Source organism: Geoalkalibacter ferrihydriticus DSM 17813, assembly GCF_000820505.1.
Lineage (GTDB): Bacteria > Desulfobacterota > Desulfuromonadia > Desulfuromonadales > Geoalkalibacteraceae > Geoalkalibacter > Geoalkalibacter ferrihydriticus.
Genome location: NZ_JWJD01000007.1, coordinates 14804 through 29588, shown reverse-complemented (window position 1 = coordinate 29588; position 14785 = coordinate 14804). Strand labels below are relative to the sequence as shown.

The 14785-nt window shown below is 58.5% G+C and carries 15 protein-coding genes; 11 read left to right on the top strand and 4 right to left on the bottom strand.

All coding sequences use genetic code 11. The features are described 5' to 3' along the window. Positions 1-15: 15 nt before the first annotated feature. Positions 16-993: a PhoH family protein gene (locus GFER_RS14150; RefSeq protein ID WP_235264100.1), complete on the bottom strand. Its 978-nt coding sequence runs from the start codon at positions 991-993 to the stop codon at positions 16-18. Positions 994-1249: 256 nt separating this feature from the next. Between GFER_RS14150 and eno the strand changes: the two genes are divergently transcribed. The 10 genes from eno (at position 1250) to GFER_RS14100 (ending at position 9719) form a co-directional block, all read left to right on the top strand. Further along, complete coding sequence (eno, locus tag GFER_RS14145) at positions 1250-2539, top strand: phosphopyruvate hydratase (protein WP_040100503.1); 1290 nt, start codon at positions 1250-1252, stop codon at positions 2537-2539. A 152-nt stretch (positions 2540-2691) separates the two neighbouring features. Continuing rightward, positions 2692-3705, top strand: a complete 1014-nt coding sequence (locus GFER_RS14140) for a [citrate (pro-3S)-lyase] ligase (RefSeq protein WP_040100502.1) — start codon at positions 2692-2694, stop codon at positions 3703-3705. Continuing rightward, positions 3705-3971 carry a citrate lyase acyl carrier protein gene (citD, locus tag GFER_RS14135; protein ID WP_040100500.1) on the top strand — a complete coding sequence of 89 codons (267 nt, stop codon included), beginning with the start codon at positions 3705-3707 and terminating at the stop codon, positions 3969-3971. The genes GFER_RS14140 and citD overlap by 1 nt, the downstream gene beginning before the upstream one ends. After that, positions 3972-4454, top strand: a complete 483-nt coding sequence (locus tag GFER_RS14130; RefSeq protein ID WP_040100499.1) for a PPC domain-containing DNA-binding protein — start codon at positions 3972-3974, stop codon at positions 4452-4454. It abuts the gene before it with no gap. Next, entirely contained in the window at positions 4451-5371 is a 921-nt protein-coding gene (locus GFER_RS14125) for an HpcH/HpaI aldolase/citrate lyase family protein (RefSeq protein WP_040100496.1), read from the top strand. Before GFER_RS14130 ends, GFER_RS14125 begins: the two co-directional genes overlap by 4 nt. After that, positions 5358-6890 (top strand): citrate lyase subunit alpha, encoded by a 1533-nt coding sequence (gene citF / locus GFER_RS14120; protein ID WP_040100494.1) that lies wholly within the window; start codon positions 5358-5360, stop codon positions 6888-6890. Before GFER_RS14125 ends, citF begins: the two co-directional genes overlap by 14 nt. Beyond that, the gene (locus GFER_RS14115) at positions 6865-7392 is read left to right on the top strand and encodes a citrate lyase holo-[acyl-carrier protein] synthase (RefSeq protein WP_052446441.1); all 528 of its coding nucleotides are present in this window, start codon (positions 6865-6867) and stop codon (positions 7390-7392) included. Before citF ends, GFER_RS14115 begins: the two co-directional genes overlap by 26 nt. Continuing rightward, entirely contained in the window at positions 7340-8188 is an 849-nt protein-coding gene (locus tag GFER_RS14110; protein ID WP_052446440.1) for a triphosphoribosyl-dephospho-CoA synthase, read from the top strand. Before GFER_RS14115 ends, GFER_RS14110 begins: the two co-directional genes overlap by 53 nt. Before the next feature lie 82 nt (positions 8189-8270). Further along, the gene (locus GFER_RS14105) at positions 8271-9254 is read left to right on the top strand and encodes a beta-ketoacyl-ACP synthase III (RefSeq protein ID WP_040100493.1); all 984 of its coding nucleotides are present in this window, start codon (positions 8271-8273) and stop codon (positions 9252-9254) included. A gap of 69 nt (positions 9255-9323) precedes the next feature. Continuing rightward, the gene (locus GFER_RS14100; RefSeq protein WP_040100492.1) at positions 9324-9719 is read left to right on the top strand and encodes a hypothetical protein; all 396 of its coding nucleotides are present in this window, start codon (positions 9324-9326) and stop codon (positions 9717-9719) included. Positions 9720-10053: 334 nt separating this feature from the next. Here the strand turns inward: GFER_RS14100 and ftsH are convergent, their stop codons facing one another. The 3 genes from ftsH to cas6 form a co-directional block, all read right to left on the bottom strand. Further along, positions 10054-11928, bottom strand: a complete 1875-nt coding sequence (ftsH, locus tag GFER_RS14095; RefSeq protein ID WP_040100490.1) for an ATP-dependent zinc metalloprotease FtsH — start codon at positions 11926-11928, stop codon at positions 10054-10056. A 182-nt stretch (positions 11929-12110) separates the two neighbouring features. Beyond that, on the bottom strand, positions 12111-12422 hold the full coding sequence (locus GFER_RS14090; RefSeq protein ID WP_040100489.1) for a TFIIB-type zinc ribbon-containing protein: 312 nt from the start codon (positions 12420-12422) through the stop codon (positions 12111-12113). Between the two features lie 67 nt (positions 12423-12489). Beyond that, positions 12490-13422 carry a CRISPR system precrRNA processing endoribonuclease RAMP protein Cas6 gene (gene cas6, locus GFER_RS14085; protein ID WP_040100487.1) on the bottom strand — a complete coding sequence of 311 codons (933 nt, stop codon included), beginning with the start codon at positions 13420-13422 and terminating at the stop codon, positions 12490-12492. A gap of 129 nt (positions 13423-13551) precedes the next feature. Between cas6 and tgt the strand changes: the two genes are divergently transcribed. After that, on the top strand, positions 13552-14676 hold the full coding sequence (tgt, locus tag GFER_RS14080) for a tRNA guanosine(34) transglycosylase Tgt (protein WP_040100485.1): 1125 nt from the start codon (positions 13552-13554) through the stop codon (positions 14674-14676). The last annotated feature ends 109 nt before the right edge of the window (positions 14677-14785 follow it).

Genomic DNA, 14785 nt, shown 5'->3' with positions numbered 1-14785 from the left:
GGGTGAACAGGGCGCTCAATTCTCCTTTGAATTCAGGCTCGCACGCTCATAGGCCTGAACGATCGCCTGCACGATGGGATGACGCACCACATCGGCATCGGTGAAATAGTTAAAAGTAATCCGCTCGACTCCCTTGAGTACCCGCACCGCTTCAATCAGACCGGAAACCTTGCCCACCGGCAGGTCGGTCTGGGTGACGTCTCCGGTCACCACGGCCCGACTGCCGAAACCGAGACGCGTCAAAAACATTTTCATCTGCTCCGGAGTGGTATTCTGGGCTTCATCAAGAATCACAAAGGCATCGTTGAGAGTGCGTCCGCGCATGAAAGCCAGGGGGGCGACTTCCACCACGCCCTTCTCGATAAGTCCCTGGCCTTTCTCGAACCCCAGCATATCGTAGAGCGCATCATACAGGGGGCGCAAATAAGGGTTGACCTTCTCAACCAGATCACCAGGCAAGAATCCGAGTTTTTCCCCTGCCTCAACGGCCGGGCGGACCAGCACGATACGACTGACCTCCTTTTGCATCAGAAAGGACACCGCCATGGCCATGGCCAGGTAGGTTTTCCCGGTCCCGGCCGGACCTATGCCGAACACCACGTCGTTGCCACGAATGGCATCGATGTAGGCTTTCTGCGACAAGCTTTTAGGCGAAATGATTTTTTTGCGGAAGGAGACAAAGATGGTGTCGAGAAAAACATCCTTGAGTCGTGCCCGCGAATCCGCGCTGAGAATGCGCACGGCATAGTCGATGTCGGCAGGATACAGCGGATAGCCTTCCTGCAAAAGCTCAAGCAACTGCTGCAGAAGCCGCCGCGCAAGATCCACCCGCAGAGGGTCGCCTTCGATGTAAAGATCGCTTCCGCGAGAGCCGACGCGGACCCTCAAAACCCTCTCAAGCTGCTTGAGGTTTCTGTTTTGCTGACCGAACAGCAAAGCAGCCAGGCCCTGGTCGTCAATCCGGAACCGACCGCGTGTATCGCTTTCTTCCAAGAACATCCCTCGTCAATATTTTTTAAGTCCAAATTCGGACACTAACACCGGCCAAGCAAAAAAATCAATGCCCAATGCCTTTCCGCCATGGCCGACGGCGCAGCAAAGTAGGTCTTGCAATGCCGGGGGATAATGCTATAAATGGCCAAGCGCCCGTAAAAGACAAACTTAAATACACTGGCCACACACCTTCAGCCACCCGATGCGCTCCACGATGGAGCAACGCTGAATTTATCTGAAAAGGGAGAAAGAGAGCATGAGTGAGATCAAGGACATCTACGCCCGTGAAATTCTCGATTCGCGCGGCAACCCCACGGTAGAAGTCGAAGTCTATCTCGAAAGCGGGGCCATGGGTCGCGCCGATGTGCCCAGTGGCGCCTCAACCGGCGAGCGCGAAGCCCTTGAGCTGCGCGACGGTGATAAAACCCGCTATCTCGGCAAAGGTGTACTCAAGGCAGTAGAAAACGTCAATGAAGTCATCGCCGAGGCGCTTATCGGGTGGGAAGGTTCCGACCAGGTCGGCATCGACCGCAAACTGCTGGAACTCGACGGCACTGATTTCAAGAGCAATCTCGGCGCCAACGCTCTGCTCGGCGTCTCGCTCGCCTGCGCCAAGGCGGCCGCCGAAGAATCCGGTTTGCCCCTTTACCAGTACCTCGGCGGGGCCAACGCCAAGGAACTGCCCCTGCCCATGATGAACATCATCAATGGCGGCGAACACGCCGACAACAATGTCGACATTCAGGAATTCATGATCATGCCGGTCGGCGCCGACTCTTTTAAAGAGGCCTTGCGCATGGGTGCCGAGATTTTCCATGCCCTGAAAAAAGTCCTCAAGGGCCGCGGCTACAATACCTCCGTGGGCGACGAGGGCGGCTTCGCCCCCGACCTCAAGAGCAACGAGGAAGCCCTTGAAGTGATTATGGAAGCGATCAAGGCCGCCGGCTTCCAACCTGGCGAAGATGTGGTGTTGGCTCTCGACGTGGCGGCGTCCGAACTGTTCAAAGATGGCAAATACCGCCTTGAAAACGAGAAACAGCCGGTCAAAAGCGCGGCCGAGCTCATCGATTTCTACGAAGACCTGGTCAACCGCTATCCCATCATTTCCATTGAAGACGGAATGGCCGAAAATGACTGGGACGGCTGGAAGCTGATCACCGAGCGCCTCGGCCACCGCATCCAACTGGTGGGCGACGATCTGTTCGTTACCAACACCACTATTCTTAAAGAAGGCATTGACAAGGGAATCGCCAACTCGATTCTCATCAAGGTCAACCAGATCGGCACCCTGACCGAAACCCTCGACGCCATCGAAATGGCCAAACGCGCCGGCTACACCGCCGTCATCTCGCACCGCAGCGGCGAAACCGAAGATACCACTATCGCCGATCTGGCGGTCGCCACCAATGCCGGTCAGATCAAGACCGGTTCCCTGTGCCGCACCGATCGCGTGGCCAAATACAATCAGCTGTTGCGCATCGAGGATGAACTGGAAAGCGTCGCCGTGTTCCGCGGCATGGACGTGTTTTACAACCTGCGCAAATAATTCTTCTCAAATCCCATCTGAACATGCCAAGGCCCGGCTGGAATCCCAAGATTCCCCGGGCCTTGGTCTTTATGCTCTTGCCAAATCCCGGAGTTTCACGCGCCTCATAAATCCCCTAGGGTATACATTTTGTCCATGCTATGGTTTTCCCCATGGTCACAGAACTGCTCAGTGCATCAGACCGGCAGCGGGCGCGGCAACTCATCGAAGCCGCAGGGCTGCGCTTCGAGGACGACTTCGACAACCTCATGGGGGTGTTCGAGGGGCGCGAACTGGCCGGGGTCGGCGCCCGTTGCGGCAATGTGTTCAAGATGCTGGTTGTGGCTCCGGATTTTCAGGATGGCCCGACCCTGGGCGCACTGATCACCGAACTCATGCGCGCCGCCGGCCATGCCGGTCACGACGCCTTCTTTATTTTCACTCGCCCGCAGTACGCCACCTCCTTTCAAGCACTTAACTTCACGCCGTTGGTGCAGCACCCGCAAACCACCCTGCTTGAATTCGGCGACGGCCTGCGCCACTACCTGAACGGGCACGCCGCCCTGGTCGCCCCGGGTGAGAATGGCGCCCTGGTCATGAACTGCAATCCCTTCACCCGCGGGCATCGTTATGTCATCGAGCATGCGGCGCGACAGGTCGATACCCTGTATATTTTTGTGGTGCGAGAGGATCGCTCGGCGTTTCCCTTTGCGGTTCGCAAACGTTTGGTCGAAGAAGGGACGGCGCATCTGCGCAACGTGCGGGTGCTCGACAGTTCGTGCTATGCGGTGAGCAGCCTGACTTTTCCCGCCTACTTTCTCAAGGATGCCGAGGAAGCCGGTCACGTGCAGATGGAAGTCGATGCACTTCTATTTGCCCGGAGTCTTGCTCCGTTTTTTCATATCCGCAAGCGTTTTGTCGGCAGTGAGCCCTATTGTCGAACAACCCGCTGCTATAATGAGAGTCTCAAACGATTGCTGCCCACGCAAGGCATCGCGGTGGTGGAGATCGAACGGGTTATGATCTCCGAGGACGCGGTCAGTGCCTACCGGGTGCGCGAGGCGCTGCGCAACGAGGCCTATGAAACAGTGCGCCAGATGGTGCCCGCTACGACGTTCAGATACCTGATGTCCGACGAGGCTCAGTTCCTGCGCGACAAACTCAAGAACTATCAGAGGAGGCACTGATGGAGATACGCAAGAAAGTTCAAGCCGGCACCCTGCAGTCAAGCGATCTGATGGTGTTCGTGGAACCGGCGGACACCCTGAGCATTGAGATCCAATCGACGGTAAAAAAACAATTCGAACATCTGATCCGGGCACGCATCGACGCGGTTCTCGAGCGTTTGCAGGTGAGCCGTGGCCTTATTCGTTTGAGCGATCGCGGCGCCCTTGATTATGCCATCGAGGCACGCCTGGAAGCGGCCCTGCGACGGGCGGCCATGGAGGGCTAGATGAAAGGCTTCTGGTACAAAGAATGGCAGGAAGGGCGGCGCTTCATCCTCAAGATCAAGCCGGGGCAGCGCCTCAAGCAATGTCTTTCGCAATTCGTCGCGGACCGCGGCATCAAGTATGCGGTCATCACCTCGGCGGTCGGATCGGTCACCCAGGTTCATTTGCGCGGCATCAAGGCCGGCGCACGCCTGCCCATCACCGAAGCGCGCATGAACCAGCACCTGATCGACGGGCCGCTGGAACTCGTCGGCCTCGAAGGCAACCTGGTGCCTGACGAAAGCGGACACATCGACTGCCATCTGCACATTCTGGTGGCCAAGTCCTCGGGCGAAGTCCTCGGCGGCCACCTCTTCGACGCTGAAGTTTTCGCCAGTTGCGAAATTCTGCTGAGCGAAGCGCTGGTCGACGGCATCGAGCGCCAAGCCTCGAAGAGCGGCGGAGTGCCGACAATCTTTATTCAGGATGAGGAGAGTCAGCCATGAGCGATCTGCAACTGCGTCGCACCCTGCTCTACGTGCCCGGCAACATGCCGTCCATGCTGCAGAATATTCCCATCTTTCAGTGCGACGGGGTAATCATTGATCTGGAAGATGCCGTGCCCCTCTCTGAAAAAGATGCGGCGCGCATTCTGGTGCGGCGATTTCTCGATACCTACCCGCAGCGCAACAAGGAAATCCTCATACGCATCAACCCTCTCGACAGCAAATGGGGCATCGAGGATCTGCGCGCGGTCTTGCCCGCCTTGCCCGACGGCATCCGCCTGCCCAAGGCCGACACGCCGGAGATCGTTGAACGGCTGGATACCCTGCTCACCGAGTTTGAGGAAGAGCTGGGCATCGAGATCGGTCGCTTCAAGATTCTGCCTTCTATCGAAAGCGCGGCCGGGGTCATCAATTCGATCAAAATTGCGCGCTGTTCACAACGGGTCTTCGCTCTGGCCTTTGGCGCCGAAGATTACACGGCGAGCCTGGAGATCGAGCGAACCAAAACCGGCGAGGAACTCTTTCACGCCCGCACCCGCGTCATCTGGGCGGCGCGCGCCGCCGGCATCCAGGCCATCGACAGCATATTTGCCGATGTCGGCGACATGGAGGGCCTGCGCCGCGAGACCGAGTTGATCAAGCGTCTCGGCTTTACCGGAAAATCCCTGGTCAATCCGCGCCAGATCGAGGTGGTGCACGAGGTTTTCGCGCCCAAGCGCGAGGAGATCGACTACGCCCTGCAGGTGGTTGAGGCCATTCAAAAGGCCCGCGAAATGGGCACCGGGGTTATTTCCCTGGGCGGCAAGATGGTCGATGCGCCGGTGGTCAAGCGCGCCCTGCGGGTGCTCAAAACCGCCCGCGCCCACAATCTGATCGATATGGAGATCGATGATGAGGTGATTTATGGTCAGGAATAGCCTCGGCCGCTGGTTGCCGGAGACCTTCAACGGTAAAAAACTTACTCCCTACAGCGATCCTTTTGCCCTGCAACCGCAGGGCCTGCGCGCCAGCCGCCCTCTGACGCGGGTTAATCCCGGCAACTCCAAGGTTCTCGGCAGTCTGCGCGAGGCCATTGAAGCCTCTGGATTACGCGACGGCATGTGCATCTCAACCCATCACAGCCTGCGCAACGGCGATGTGCTCCTTGGGCAACTGGTGCGCGAGATCGATGCCCTGGGCATCCGCGGCATCACCATCGCCTCAAGCTCCATCCACCCGGTGCATGCCGAACTCATCCCTTACATTGAAAAAGGGGTGATCGTCGCCTTTGAGTGCGGCGTCAACGGTCCCATCGGCGAGCAGATCTCGCGCGGGCAGCTCAAATGCCCGGTGGTGGTACGCACCCACGGCGGTCGTGCCCGCGCCCTGGTGGCAGGTCAGGTTTCGGTTGATGTGGCCTTTATCGCCGCTCCGGCCTGCGATGAGTACGGCAACCTGAGCGGCAGCAGCGGCCCCGCGGCCTGCGGCAGTCTCGGTTATGCGCAGGTGGATGCAGAGCACGCGCGGACCGTGGTGGCGGTCACCGACAACCTGCAGCCTTATCCCGTGGCGCCGGTGTCCATCCCGCAAACTTTGGTGGATTATGTGGTGTGCGTACCGACCCTGGGCGACCCAAAGAAAATCGTCTCCACCACCACCCGCATCACCACCGATCCCGTCGGCTTGCAGATCGCCCAGTACGCGGCGCGCGTCATCGAAGTGTCGGGACTGCTTCGCGACGGCTTCTCCTTTCAGACCGGCTCGGGCGGCATTTCCCTGGCGGTGGCCAATCATGTGCGCACCCTGATGCGCCACAACCAGATCAAGGGCAGCTTCGGCTGCGGCGGCATCACCGGCTATTTCGTCGACATGCTCGAAGAGGGACTGTTCCAAACCCTGTTCGACGTGCAATGCTTTGACCTAAAGGCTGTTGAATCCATCGGTCGCAACCTGCATCACGTCGAAATCAGCGCCGACATGTACGCCAACCCTTTCAACGCCGGTGCCGTCGTCAACCGTCTCGACGCGGTGATCCTCGGTGCCACGGAAATCGATACCCGCTTCAACGTCAACACCGAGTCCAACGGCTACCTGCTGCACAACACCGGCGGGCACAGCGACACCGCCGCCGGCGCCAAACTGTCGATCATCGTCGCGCCGTCCATGCGCGGCCGGCTGCCCATCATCCGCGATGAACTGACAACCATCACCACGCCGGGCGAAACAGTCGACGTAATCGTCACCGAGCGCGGCATCGCCGTCAATGAACGGCACACCGACCTCAAGCGCGAACTGCTGCGTTGCAACCTGCCGGTCAAGGACATCGGGCAGATCCAGGAAGAAATCACCCAGATCACCGGGCGACCCAAGCCGCTGGAATTTTCTGATGAGGTCGTGGCCCTTATCGAATACCGCGATGGAAGCATCATTGATGTTGTGCGACGCGTTTCAGACTGATCTGCTGGCGGCGCGCGACCTGCGCCAGACGCAAATCGATGGGGCTCTCGCGGTGGGACGGCCCTGGGTGGGAAGCTTGTGTCTGGCGTTGCCCGGTGAGGAAAAAACTCCACCGGGTGCCCTCGACCTGTTCGCCTGGGGGAGACACCTGCTTGAGGTGGCAATGCCCGGGTTTGAGCCATTACAAGAACAGATCGATCCCCTCGGCTCCTGGCTGTTGGTCAGCGCAAAAACCGATGCCTTGAGCGCCAAGCGCATTGGCATCGCCCTGGAAAACCGCCATCCCGCCGCGCGGTTATTTGATTTCGACATTTATCTGCCCCGCAGCGGCCCTCTGAGTCGCGCGTCCCTGGGCATGGATGAAAGACCCTGCCTGCTGTGCCGAAGAGCAGCGCGCAACTGCATCCGGCTTAAGCGCCATCACCCTGAAGAGGTCGTTCGTGCCGCCCATGCACTCATCGCTTGCTTTCGAAATTCATCGCCTGGCCGACTGTCTGACTGAAGGGCTGCGCCGGGAGTTGTTTCTCACCCCCAAACCAGGGCTGGTGGATCTGCTCGATGCCGGCTCGCACCCCGATCTGTCTCTCTCCCTCATGCTGGAGTCCATCGAGTTCGTTGCGCAAGGCTACCGAACCTTTGCCGCAGCACTGGTCAGGGGTTGTTGCGCCGCGGATCTGGTACCTGTGGGACGCGCGCTCGAAAACCGTTTACTCAGCACCTTTGGCACCAACACCCACAAAGGCGCTATTTTTCTCGGCGGGCTGTTGCTCTGTGCCCTGGCCCACAACGGCGGCCGGAGCCACCATTTACAAAAGGCTGTCAGCGCTGTGGCCGCTCAGATTCTGCCGCAACACCACACCGGCGCGACTCATGGTGCCGCGCTTCGCAACCAAAAGGCCGCCACGGGAATCCTCGGTGAAGCCCGCCGCGGCCTGCCCGCCCTGTTCGAGGACGCCTTGCCGGCCCTCGCGGCCGCGCGCGCTGGCGGCTGGGACCATTCCCAGGCGGGACTGGCCGCCATGGCGCGGCTAATGCAGAAAGTCGAGGACACGACCGCTCTGCACCGCTGCGGACCGTCCGGTCTGGAGCGCCTGCGCAGCGACGGCGCACGTCTCGAGGTTTTTTTGCTCCAGAAAGTCGATCCCGCGCCATTCCTTCTTGCCGCCAACCGCGATTACATGCGTCTGCGTCTGACCATGGGGGGAGTCGCCGACCTGCTGGCCATGGCTTTCGGCCTGAGTGCCTTTCACCACCGCCGGTCCTGCCATGCCTCAACCGCTGAGGTCACTGCGGCCTGATTTTCTTTTTGGCCATACCTGACCCCTGTGCTATTTTTTCAAGGATACTTGTCCGAATCTTTGTTTTGGGAGTCAACAAGCCATGCCAGTCACGCCCCATGTAAGAATCCTCGGCACCGGTCATGCCGTTCCCGAAAAAATCCTGACCAATGCCGACCTGGAAAAAATGGTCGATACCTCCGACCAATGGATCGTTGAACGCACCGGCATCCGTACCCGCCACATCGCCGAACCCGGCAGCGGCGTCGCACAACTCGCCACGGCGGCGGCGCGACGCGCCCTTGCCGATGCCGGTCTCGAGCCCGGCCGGATCGACCTGATCATCGTCGGCACCGTCAGCGGCGATTACAAATTTCCCGCCACCGCCTGTCTGGTGCAAGAGCAACTCGGTATCGAAAACGCCGCGGCTTTTGACGTATCGGCCGCCTGCTCGGGCTTTCTTTACAGCCTGCGGCTGGCCGAAAGCCTTATCCGCACCGGAGACTTTCGTCATGCCTTGGTCATCGGCGGCGAGGTGTTGACTTCAATGGTCGATTGGAGTGACCGCAACACCTGTACCCTGTTCGGCGACGGCGCGGGCGCCGCCGTCATCGGTCCGAGCCAGGACGCGCGCGGCATTCTCGCCATGCATCTGGCCAGCGATGGGCGCCATTCCTCGCTGCTCATCAATCCCGGCTGCGGCAGCGCCAATCCGCCTCGCCCTGACAATCTGCACCTGCACAGTATCCGCATGGAAGGACGCGAGGTGTTTCGCCATGCGGTGGCCGCCATGAGTGAGGGTTTGGGGAAAGTTCTTGAGAAATCCGCAATGCAACTGGCGGATATCGATCTGCTCATCCCCCACCAGGCCAATCTGCGCATCATCCAGGCAGTGGGGAAAAAGGTGGGAATCGCTGAAGAAAAAGTTTATGTCAATGTGGATCGCTTCGGTAACACCTCAGCGGCGTCCATCCCCATCGCCATCGACGAAGCGCGCCGCAACGGGCGCATCGCACCGGGCCAGCTGGTGGCAGCCGTGACCTTCGGCGCCGGCTTTACCTGGGCGGCAGGCCTGATACGTTTCTGAACCGGCTAAAGTCCTCAGGGGTCATGACCGATAAGCAGAAATGCATTCACCCCCTTGCAGGAGTTTTCAATGTTTCTTCGTCGTTGGTTGTTCTTCTGTGCGCTTCTCGCTCTGCTACCGGCCTGCAGTCCGTCCCTCGAATCGGGCGCGCGTCAGCTAAACGCCGCAAACCTCGGCAACAGCCTGGTGCATGGTCAAACCAGCCGCCAGGACGTTTACAATCATCTCGGCCCACCCCAGTCGATCATCCACCCCGGCGACAGTTCTCGCCCTTTTTTGAGGCCTGACGCCGGGCGCCACCCCTTGTTTCCCGACGCGGAAGTCTGGACGTACAGCGGTCGCAGCATCGCTCATGCCAAGGCCCTCGACCCACGCCCCATCGTTCACCGTCACACCACTCTGCGGATCTTCTTTGACCAAAACGGCATTCTACAAGACTATTCTCTGCGCGAGACGCAGAACTAAATCCGACCCCTGACACAAAAAAAAGGCCTGCCAAAAGGCAGGCCAAACGCCAGGGGAGAAAAGATTGCTGTTCTGGTTTGCGGGAACCGCGGATTCACCCTATGAAGTGAATGATTGCGGCACCAAAGGCGGCACAACTTGCGGCGATCAAGACAATCTGTACAGCGAAATAACTCGTCTTTTTTTGATTCTCCATAGCCCTACCTCCTTGTATATAACGTTGTTATACTTGTATCAGCTTTTCCTGTCAAGGCCTGCGTCTATATATTTTCGATTTCTTAAATAAAAAAAACACTGTTCTCCATTTTACCCGCCCATCGGAGTCGCGCCGACCTCAACCCATGTCACCCTCATCACCCGCACTGAGACCGAGAATTTCATCGACACGCTTTCGATCAAGGGATTCTTCCTCCATCAAAGTTTCCGCCAATTTATCCAATAACGGCCTCCGCTCTTCGACGATACGGTCGGCAGCAGTTTCTCCGGCCTTAAGTATATTTTCGATTTCCTGGTCGATGAGCCACGCCATCTGCTCGCTGAAGGTCTTGTCGCTGGCAAGTTTTCGACCGAGGAAGGGGTGCTCCTCGCCGCGACTGAAGACCATGGGGCCGATGCGCTCGCTCATACCCCACTGGCAGACCATCTTCTCGGCCAACTCCGTCGCCTGCTTGAGATCGTTTTGGGCCCCGGTTGAGACCTCGCCGAACTGGGCTCTTTCCGCCGCGCGCCCACCCAGGCTGACGGCGATACGGGCATCGAGATAGGAACGCGGATAATGATAGCGATCATCCTGGGGAAGTTGTTGAGTCACGCCCAGCGCCTGTCCGCGCGGGATAATGGAAACCTTGTGCAACGGATCGGCCCCAGGGGTGAACCTGGCCACCAAAGCGTGACCCGCCTCATGATAGGCCGTGATGCATTTTTCCCTTTCGGTGAGGATGAGCTTGCGCTCGGCGCCCATGAGAATACGGTCCTTGGCCCGTTCCAGGTGGATCATGGCCACTTCGGTGGCGTTTTCACGGGCGGCGATGAGTGCAGCCTCGTTGATCAGGCTTTCCAGATCGGCACCGCACATACCGGGGGTACCGCGAGCGATGACCAGAAGATCCACATCCTTGGCCAGGGGAACATGGCGACTATGAACCTTGAGAATCTCTTCGCGCGCCCGCCAATCGGGTCGATCCACCACCACCTGGCGGTCAAAGCGCCCGGGACGTAGCAGAGCTGAATCAATGACATCGGGGCGGTTGGTGGCGGCCATGACCACCACTTCGGAATGGGGCTCAAAACCATCGAGTTCAGAGAGCAACTGATTAAGGGTTTGTTCGCGCTCGTCGCTGCCGCCGCCCATGCCCGTACCGCGGGAGCGGCCCACCGCGTCGAGCTCGTCGATAAAGATGATGCTTGGTGCGTTTTTCTTAGCATTGGTGAACAGATCGCGCACACGGCTGGCGCCGACCCCGACGAACATTTCGATGAATTGAGAGGCCGAGATAGAGAAAAACGGCACTCCAGCCTCCCCCGCCACGGCCCGTGCCATCAGGGTTTTTCCCGTGCCCGGCGGACCCACCAACAGAACCCCACGCGGTACTTTTCCGCCGATGCGCTTAAACTTTCCAGGCTCGCGCAGAAAATCAACAATTTCTCTGAGTTCCTGCTTCGCTTCGAGTAAACCTGCGACATCGTCAAAACTAATTTTAGAGGTTTCTTGCGTGTAGAGCTTGGCGCCGGATTTGGAAAAATTGCTCATGAATCCGCTTGGCCCGCCCTTGCCGCGCATGCTGCGAAAAACAAACCACCAGACTCCCAAAATCAGGATCCAGGGCAAGAGATAAATCCAAGCCGTCGCCCACGGCGAAGGTTCCTCTTCGGGTTTGACATGGACCTGCACCCCGGCCTCTTCGAGATCATCCATCAGGCGCGGATCCTGGAAAGGAGGCAGGGTCGTGTGGAACTCCTCATGCCATATCGGCTCACCTTCAGCCGAGAGCAGATCCTGATCTGAAACCGGATCACGAAAGCGCCCCGTCACCGAGTCGCCCTGCACGGTGACCTCGACGACATTGCCCTCCTTCAATCCCTGCTTGAAGCGGCTGTAACTGATTTCGAGAGGCCCGACGGGTGGGGGAACAGACGCGACGTAAAAGATATTGAACGCCACCAGAAGAAGCAAAAGGACGAGGAGTTGTTTCCAGAGGCCTTTATTCATTGCATATTCCTATGGGGACAACAAAAAATGTTTGATCCGCAGGCGCGTTTTTGCCGTATGCGATGCCGCCGCACCCTGCGGTGCATGCTGAGCAGGTACCTTCTTTTTAAAACGACAAACCCCCACCGAGGCCTAGCAAACCTCGGCAGGGGCGCAAGATACGCTCACATCGATGAAGAACCTCAGCCGGTTTTGCTGTCTTCCTCGGCCTGGAACCAGCGCTGAAACCAGGTTCGGTGATCCTTTTCAGCGAGAATCTGCAAATCCTTGGGTCCGAGCCATACGCCCCCGCAGCCGGGACATTTATCGAGAGGAACCTCGCGGAAAACCATCTTCTGCAAGGCTTCGCCGCATTTGGGACAGCGATTATAGCAACATTCGCGCACCAACCGCTCTTTCGACGCTTCCCGTAAACCGGAAACCTTCTCCTCTTCCAGCTTGCGAAAATACTGGTTTTCGAGAGCTTTTTTTCTTTCCTCCCAGAGATCGGTCATGAATTCACCCCCTTGAATTTACTAATCTTTATATCATTATACTGGGCTCTATTGAATAGGCAAGCTGTCAAGAATCCAACCGATAGCAGCCGGCCCCATAAGCCGCGCCCTTGCCCAACTGCAACAGAGAGCCGATCCGCAACAGCCATCCGATTTCGGCCAATCCCTCACCAGCAAGAATCAGCCTGCCACTCACGCCACCGATATCCTGTGCTCCGCCATCACCTTCAAGGGTTCGCCAGTCTTTCCAAAACAGCTCATTGACAAGGGTTTCGACACCTTGTGCCGCAAGTTGCAGAGGCTTTGGATCATCAAAGAGTTCTATCCCCCCGCAGTGCGCATGGACCATGGACGATACGCGTCTTAGAATGAACGGAAAAAGAGTCGCAAAGGTGGGTCTGAACAGGGGGCGGCCCTGGGATAACAGACGGGCGGGCGTCACAAAATCCATGGTCGCCCGATCCTCCAGAGGCGGCAGGGAGTCGAGCCACCAGGCCACGGAAACGACGGGTGGCGCAAGTTGCTGTGGCAATTGCCCCCCGCTCCAAAGGCGCACCTGCGCCCCCGAGGGATTGCGGGCCGACACCTGCAGCAGATCAAAGCGCCCTTCACCATGATTAAGACCATTGGCGCCGAGCGATTGCAGGGTATGGGCGAATTCGGTCAAACCCTGAATACCGCGGCCCCAGAAAAGTACATCCATATCAAAGCAATCACCGCTGTCGTAATATCCGCATCTTTCAGGGTCCGGACGCACCACGAAGGACGGTCCGGGTCGCTGAAAACGCTTAAGGGCAACCGGATCCTGCGTCAGGGGCGGATCAAACAGGGTGCGGTAGGCCTCCTCGTCCCCCAGGGTGAGAAGCGCGGCCGCGCGCAAATCGCGTCGCAAACGCAGCATGCGGCCCTCATCCAAATCAAAAGGCTCCTGAAACTCCAGGGTGAAGACGACCCGGACAAAATCAAGGGAGTCAAAAATGTCAGAAACAGAATTCTGCATCGCCAAGTCAAATTGCCTTTAACAGGCCTTTCTGTTATGGTACCGGGCCGACAAGGAACATCAGCGACCGTGTCGCGATCACCGCTGACATGGGGCCGTTATTGCCATCCCCGGAGATAAATTCCATCCATGTTTCAATTTGAATTGCTGCATACCGACCGCACCAGTCGCGCCCGTCGCGGACGCCTGAGCACTCCCCACGGGGTGATCGAAACACCGATTTTCATGCCCGTCGGCACCCATGGCGCCCTCAAGGCCATGACCACCGCGCAGGTGGAAGAGACCGGCGCCCAGATCATTCTCAGCAATACCTATCATCTGCATTTGCGCCCCGGCGAGGGACTTGTGGAAAAAGCCGGCGGCCTGCATCGCTTCATGAATTGGTCAAAACCGATCCTCACGGACAGCGGCGGCTTTCAGGTCTTTTCATTGCCGAAGAAAAAAATCACTGACGACGGTGTTTTCTTTCGCCATGAGGTCAGCGGCAATGAAATTTTCCTCGGCCCTCAGGAGGCAACGCGCATTCAGAATGCTCTGGGAGCCGATATCATCATGGCTTTCGACGAGTGCATTCCCTACCCTTCAACCCATGCCTACGCGGCTCAGTCCATCAAGAAAACCCTGCGCTGGGCCGAACTGTGCCTGAAGTCGCACAGCCGTTCCGACCAGGCACTGTTCGCCATTGTGCAGGGCAGCGTCTATGCGGATCTGCGACGCGACTGCGCCCAGGCCTTGGTGGATCTTGATTTTCCGGGCTATGCGGTAGGCGGAGTCAGTGTCGGCGAGGGACTGGAACTGCTGAAGAAGGTGGTGGACGATACGGCTCCCTATCTGCCGGAAAACAAGCCGCGTTACCTCATGGGCGTGGGACTTCCCGAGGACATTCTGGAAAGCATCGAACGCGGCATGGACATGTTCGACTGTGTCATACCTACCCGCTATGCCCGTAGTGCCACCCTGTTCACCAGCCACGGCCGGCTGCGCCTGACCCATCGCCGCTACCGGCGCGATTTCTTCCCCGTTGATCCGGCCTGCGAGTGTTACTGCTGTCGCAACTTCACCCGCGCCTACCTGCATCACCTGTACAACGCCAACGAGATCCTCTCGGCAACCCTGGCGGCCATACACAATGTACACTTCTATCTGAACCTCACGACCCAGGCCCGCAAGGCCATCGAGCAGGATGAATTCCAGGCGTTCAAGCAGGATTTCCTGGGCCGCTACCAGAGCCAGGGAAAGGATGAACAACCGTAACTGTTCAGCATGCACCGCAGGATACGGCGGCATCACGTGCGGCAAAAACTCACCTGCGGCTCAAACATTTGACGCAGCACTCAACCGCCGCACCCTGCGGTACTGTCGG

What these genes read in the sequence shown, in the direction of transcription:
- cas6 (WP_040100487.1), bottom strand. Translation starts at nt 13,422, where the DNA reads ATGCAGAATTCTGTTTCTGACATTTTTGACTCCCTTGATTTTGTCCGG.
- eno (WP_040100503.1), top strand. Translation starts at nt 1,250, where the DNA reads ATGAGTGAGATCAAGGACATCTACGCCCGTGAAATTCTCGATTCGCGC.
- GFER_RS14105 (WP_040100493.1), top strand. Translation starts at nt 8,271, where the DNA reads ATGCCAGTCACGCCCCATGTAAGAATCCTCGGCACCGGTCATGCCGTT.
- GFER_RS14125 (WP_040100496.1), top strand. Translation starts at nt 4,451, where the DNA reads ATGAGCGATCTGCAACTGCGTCGCACCCTGCTCTACGTGCCCGGCAAC.
- GFER_RS14110 (WP_052446440.1), top strand. Translation starts at nt 7,340, where the DNA reads ATGCACTCATCGCTTGCTTTCGAAATTCATCGCCTGGCCGACTGTCTG.
- GFER_RS14140 (WP_040100502.1), top strand. Translation starts at nt 2,692, where the DNA reads ATGGTCACAGAACTGCTCAGTGCATCAGACCGGCAGCGGGCGCGGCAA.
- GFER_RS14090 (WP_040100489.1), bottom strand. Translation starts at nt 12,422, where the DNA reads ATGACCGATCTCTGGGAGGAAAGAAAAAAAGCTCTCGAAAACCAGTAT.
- ftsH (WP_040100490.1), bottom strand. Translation starts at nt 11,928, where the DNA reads ATGAATAAAGGCCTCTGGAAACAACTCCTCGTCCTTTTGCTTCTTCTG.
- citF (WP_040100494.1), top strand. Translation starts at nt 5,358, where the DNA reads ATGGTCAGGAATAGCCTCGGCCGCTGGTTGCCGGAGACCTTCAACGGT.
- tgt (WP_040100485.1), top strand. Translation starts at nt 13,552, where the DNA reads ATGTTTCAATTTGAATTGCTGCATACCGACCGCACCAGTCGCGCCCGT.
- citD (WP_040100500.1), top strand. Translation starts at nt 3,705, where the DNA reads ATGGAGATACGCAAGAAAGTTCAAGCCGGCACCCTGCAGTCAAGCGAT.
- GFER_RS14100 (WP_040100492.1), top strand. Translation starts at nt 9,324, where the DNA reads ATGTTTCTTCGTCGTTGGTTGTTCTTCTGTGCGCTTCTCGCTCTGCTA.
- GFER_RS14115 (WP_052446441.1), top strand. Translation starts at nt 6,865, where the DNA reads ATGTTGTGCGACGCGTTTCAGACTGATCTGCTGGCGGCGCGCGACCTG.
- GFER_RS14130 (WP_040100499.1), top strand. Translation starts at nt 3,972, where the DNA reads ATGAAAGGCTTCTGGTACAAAGAATGGCAGGAAGGGCGGCGCTTCATC.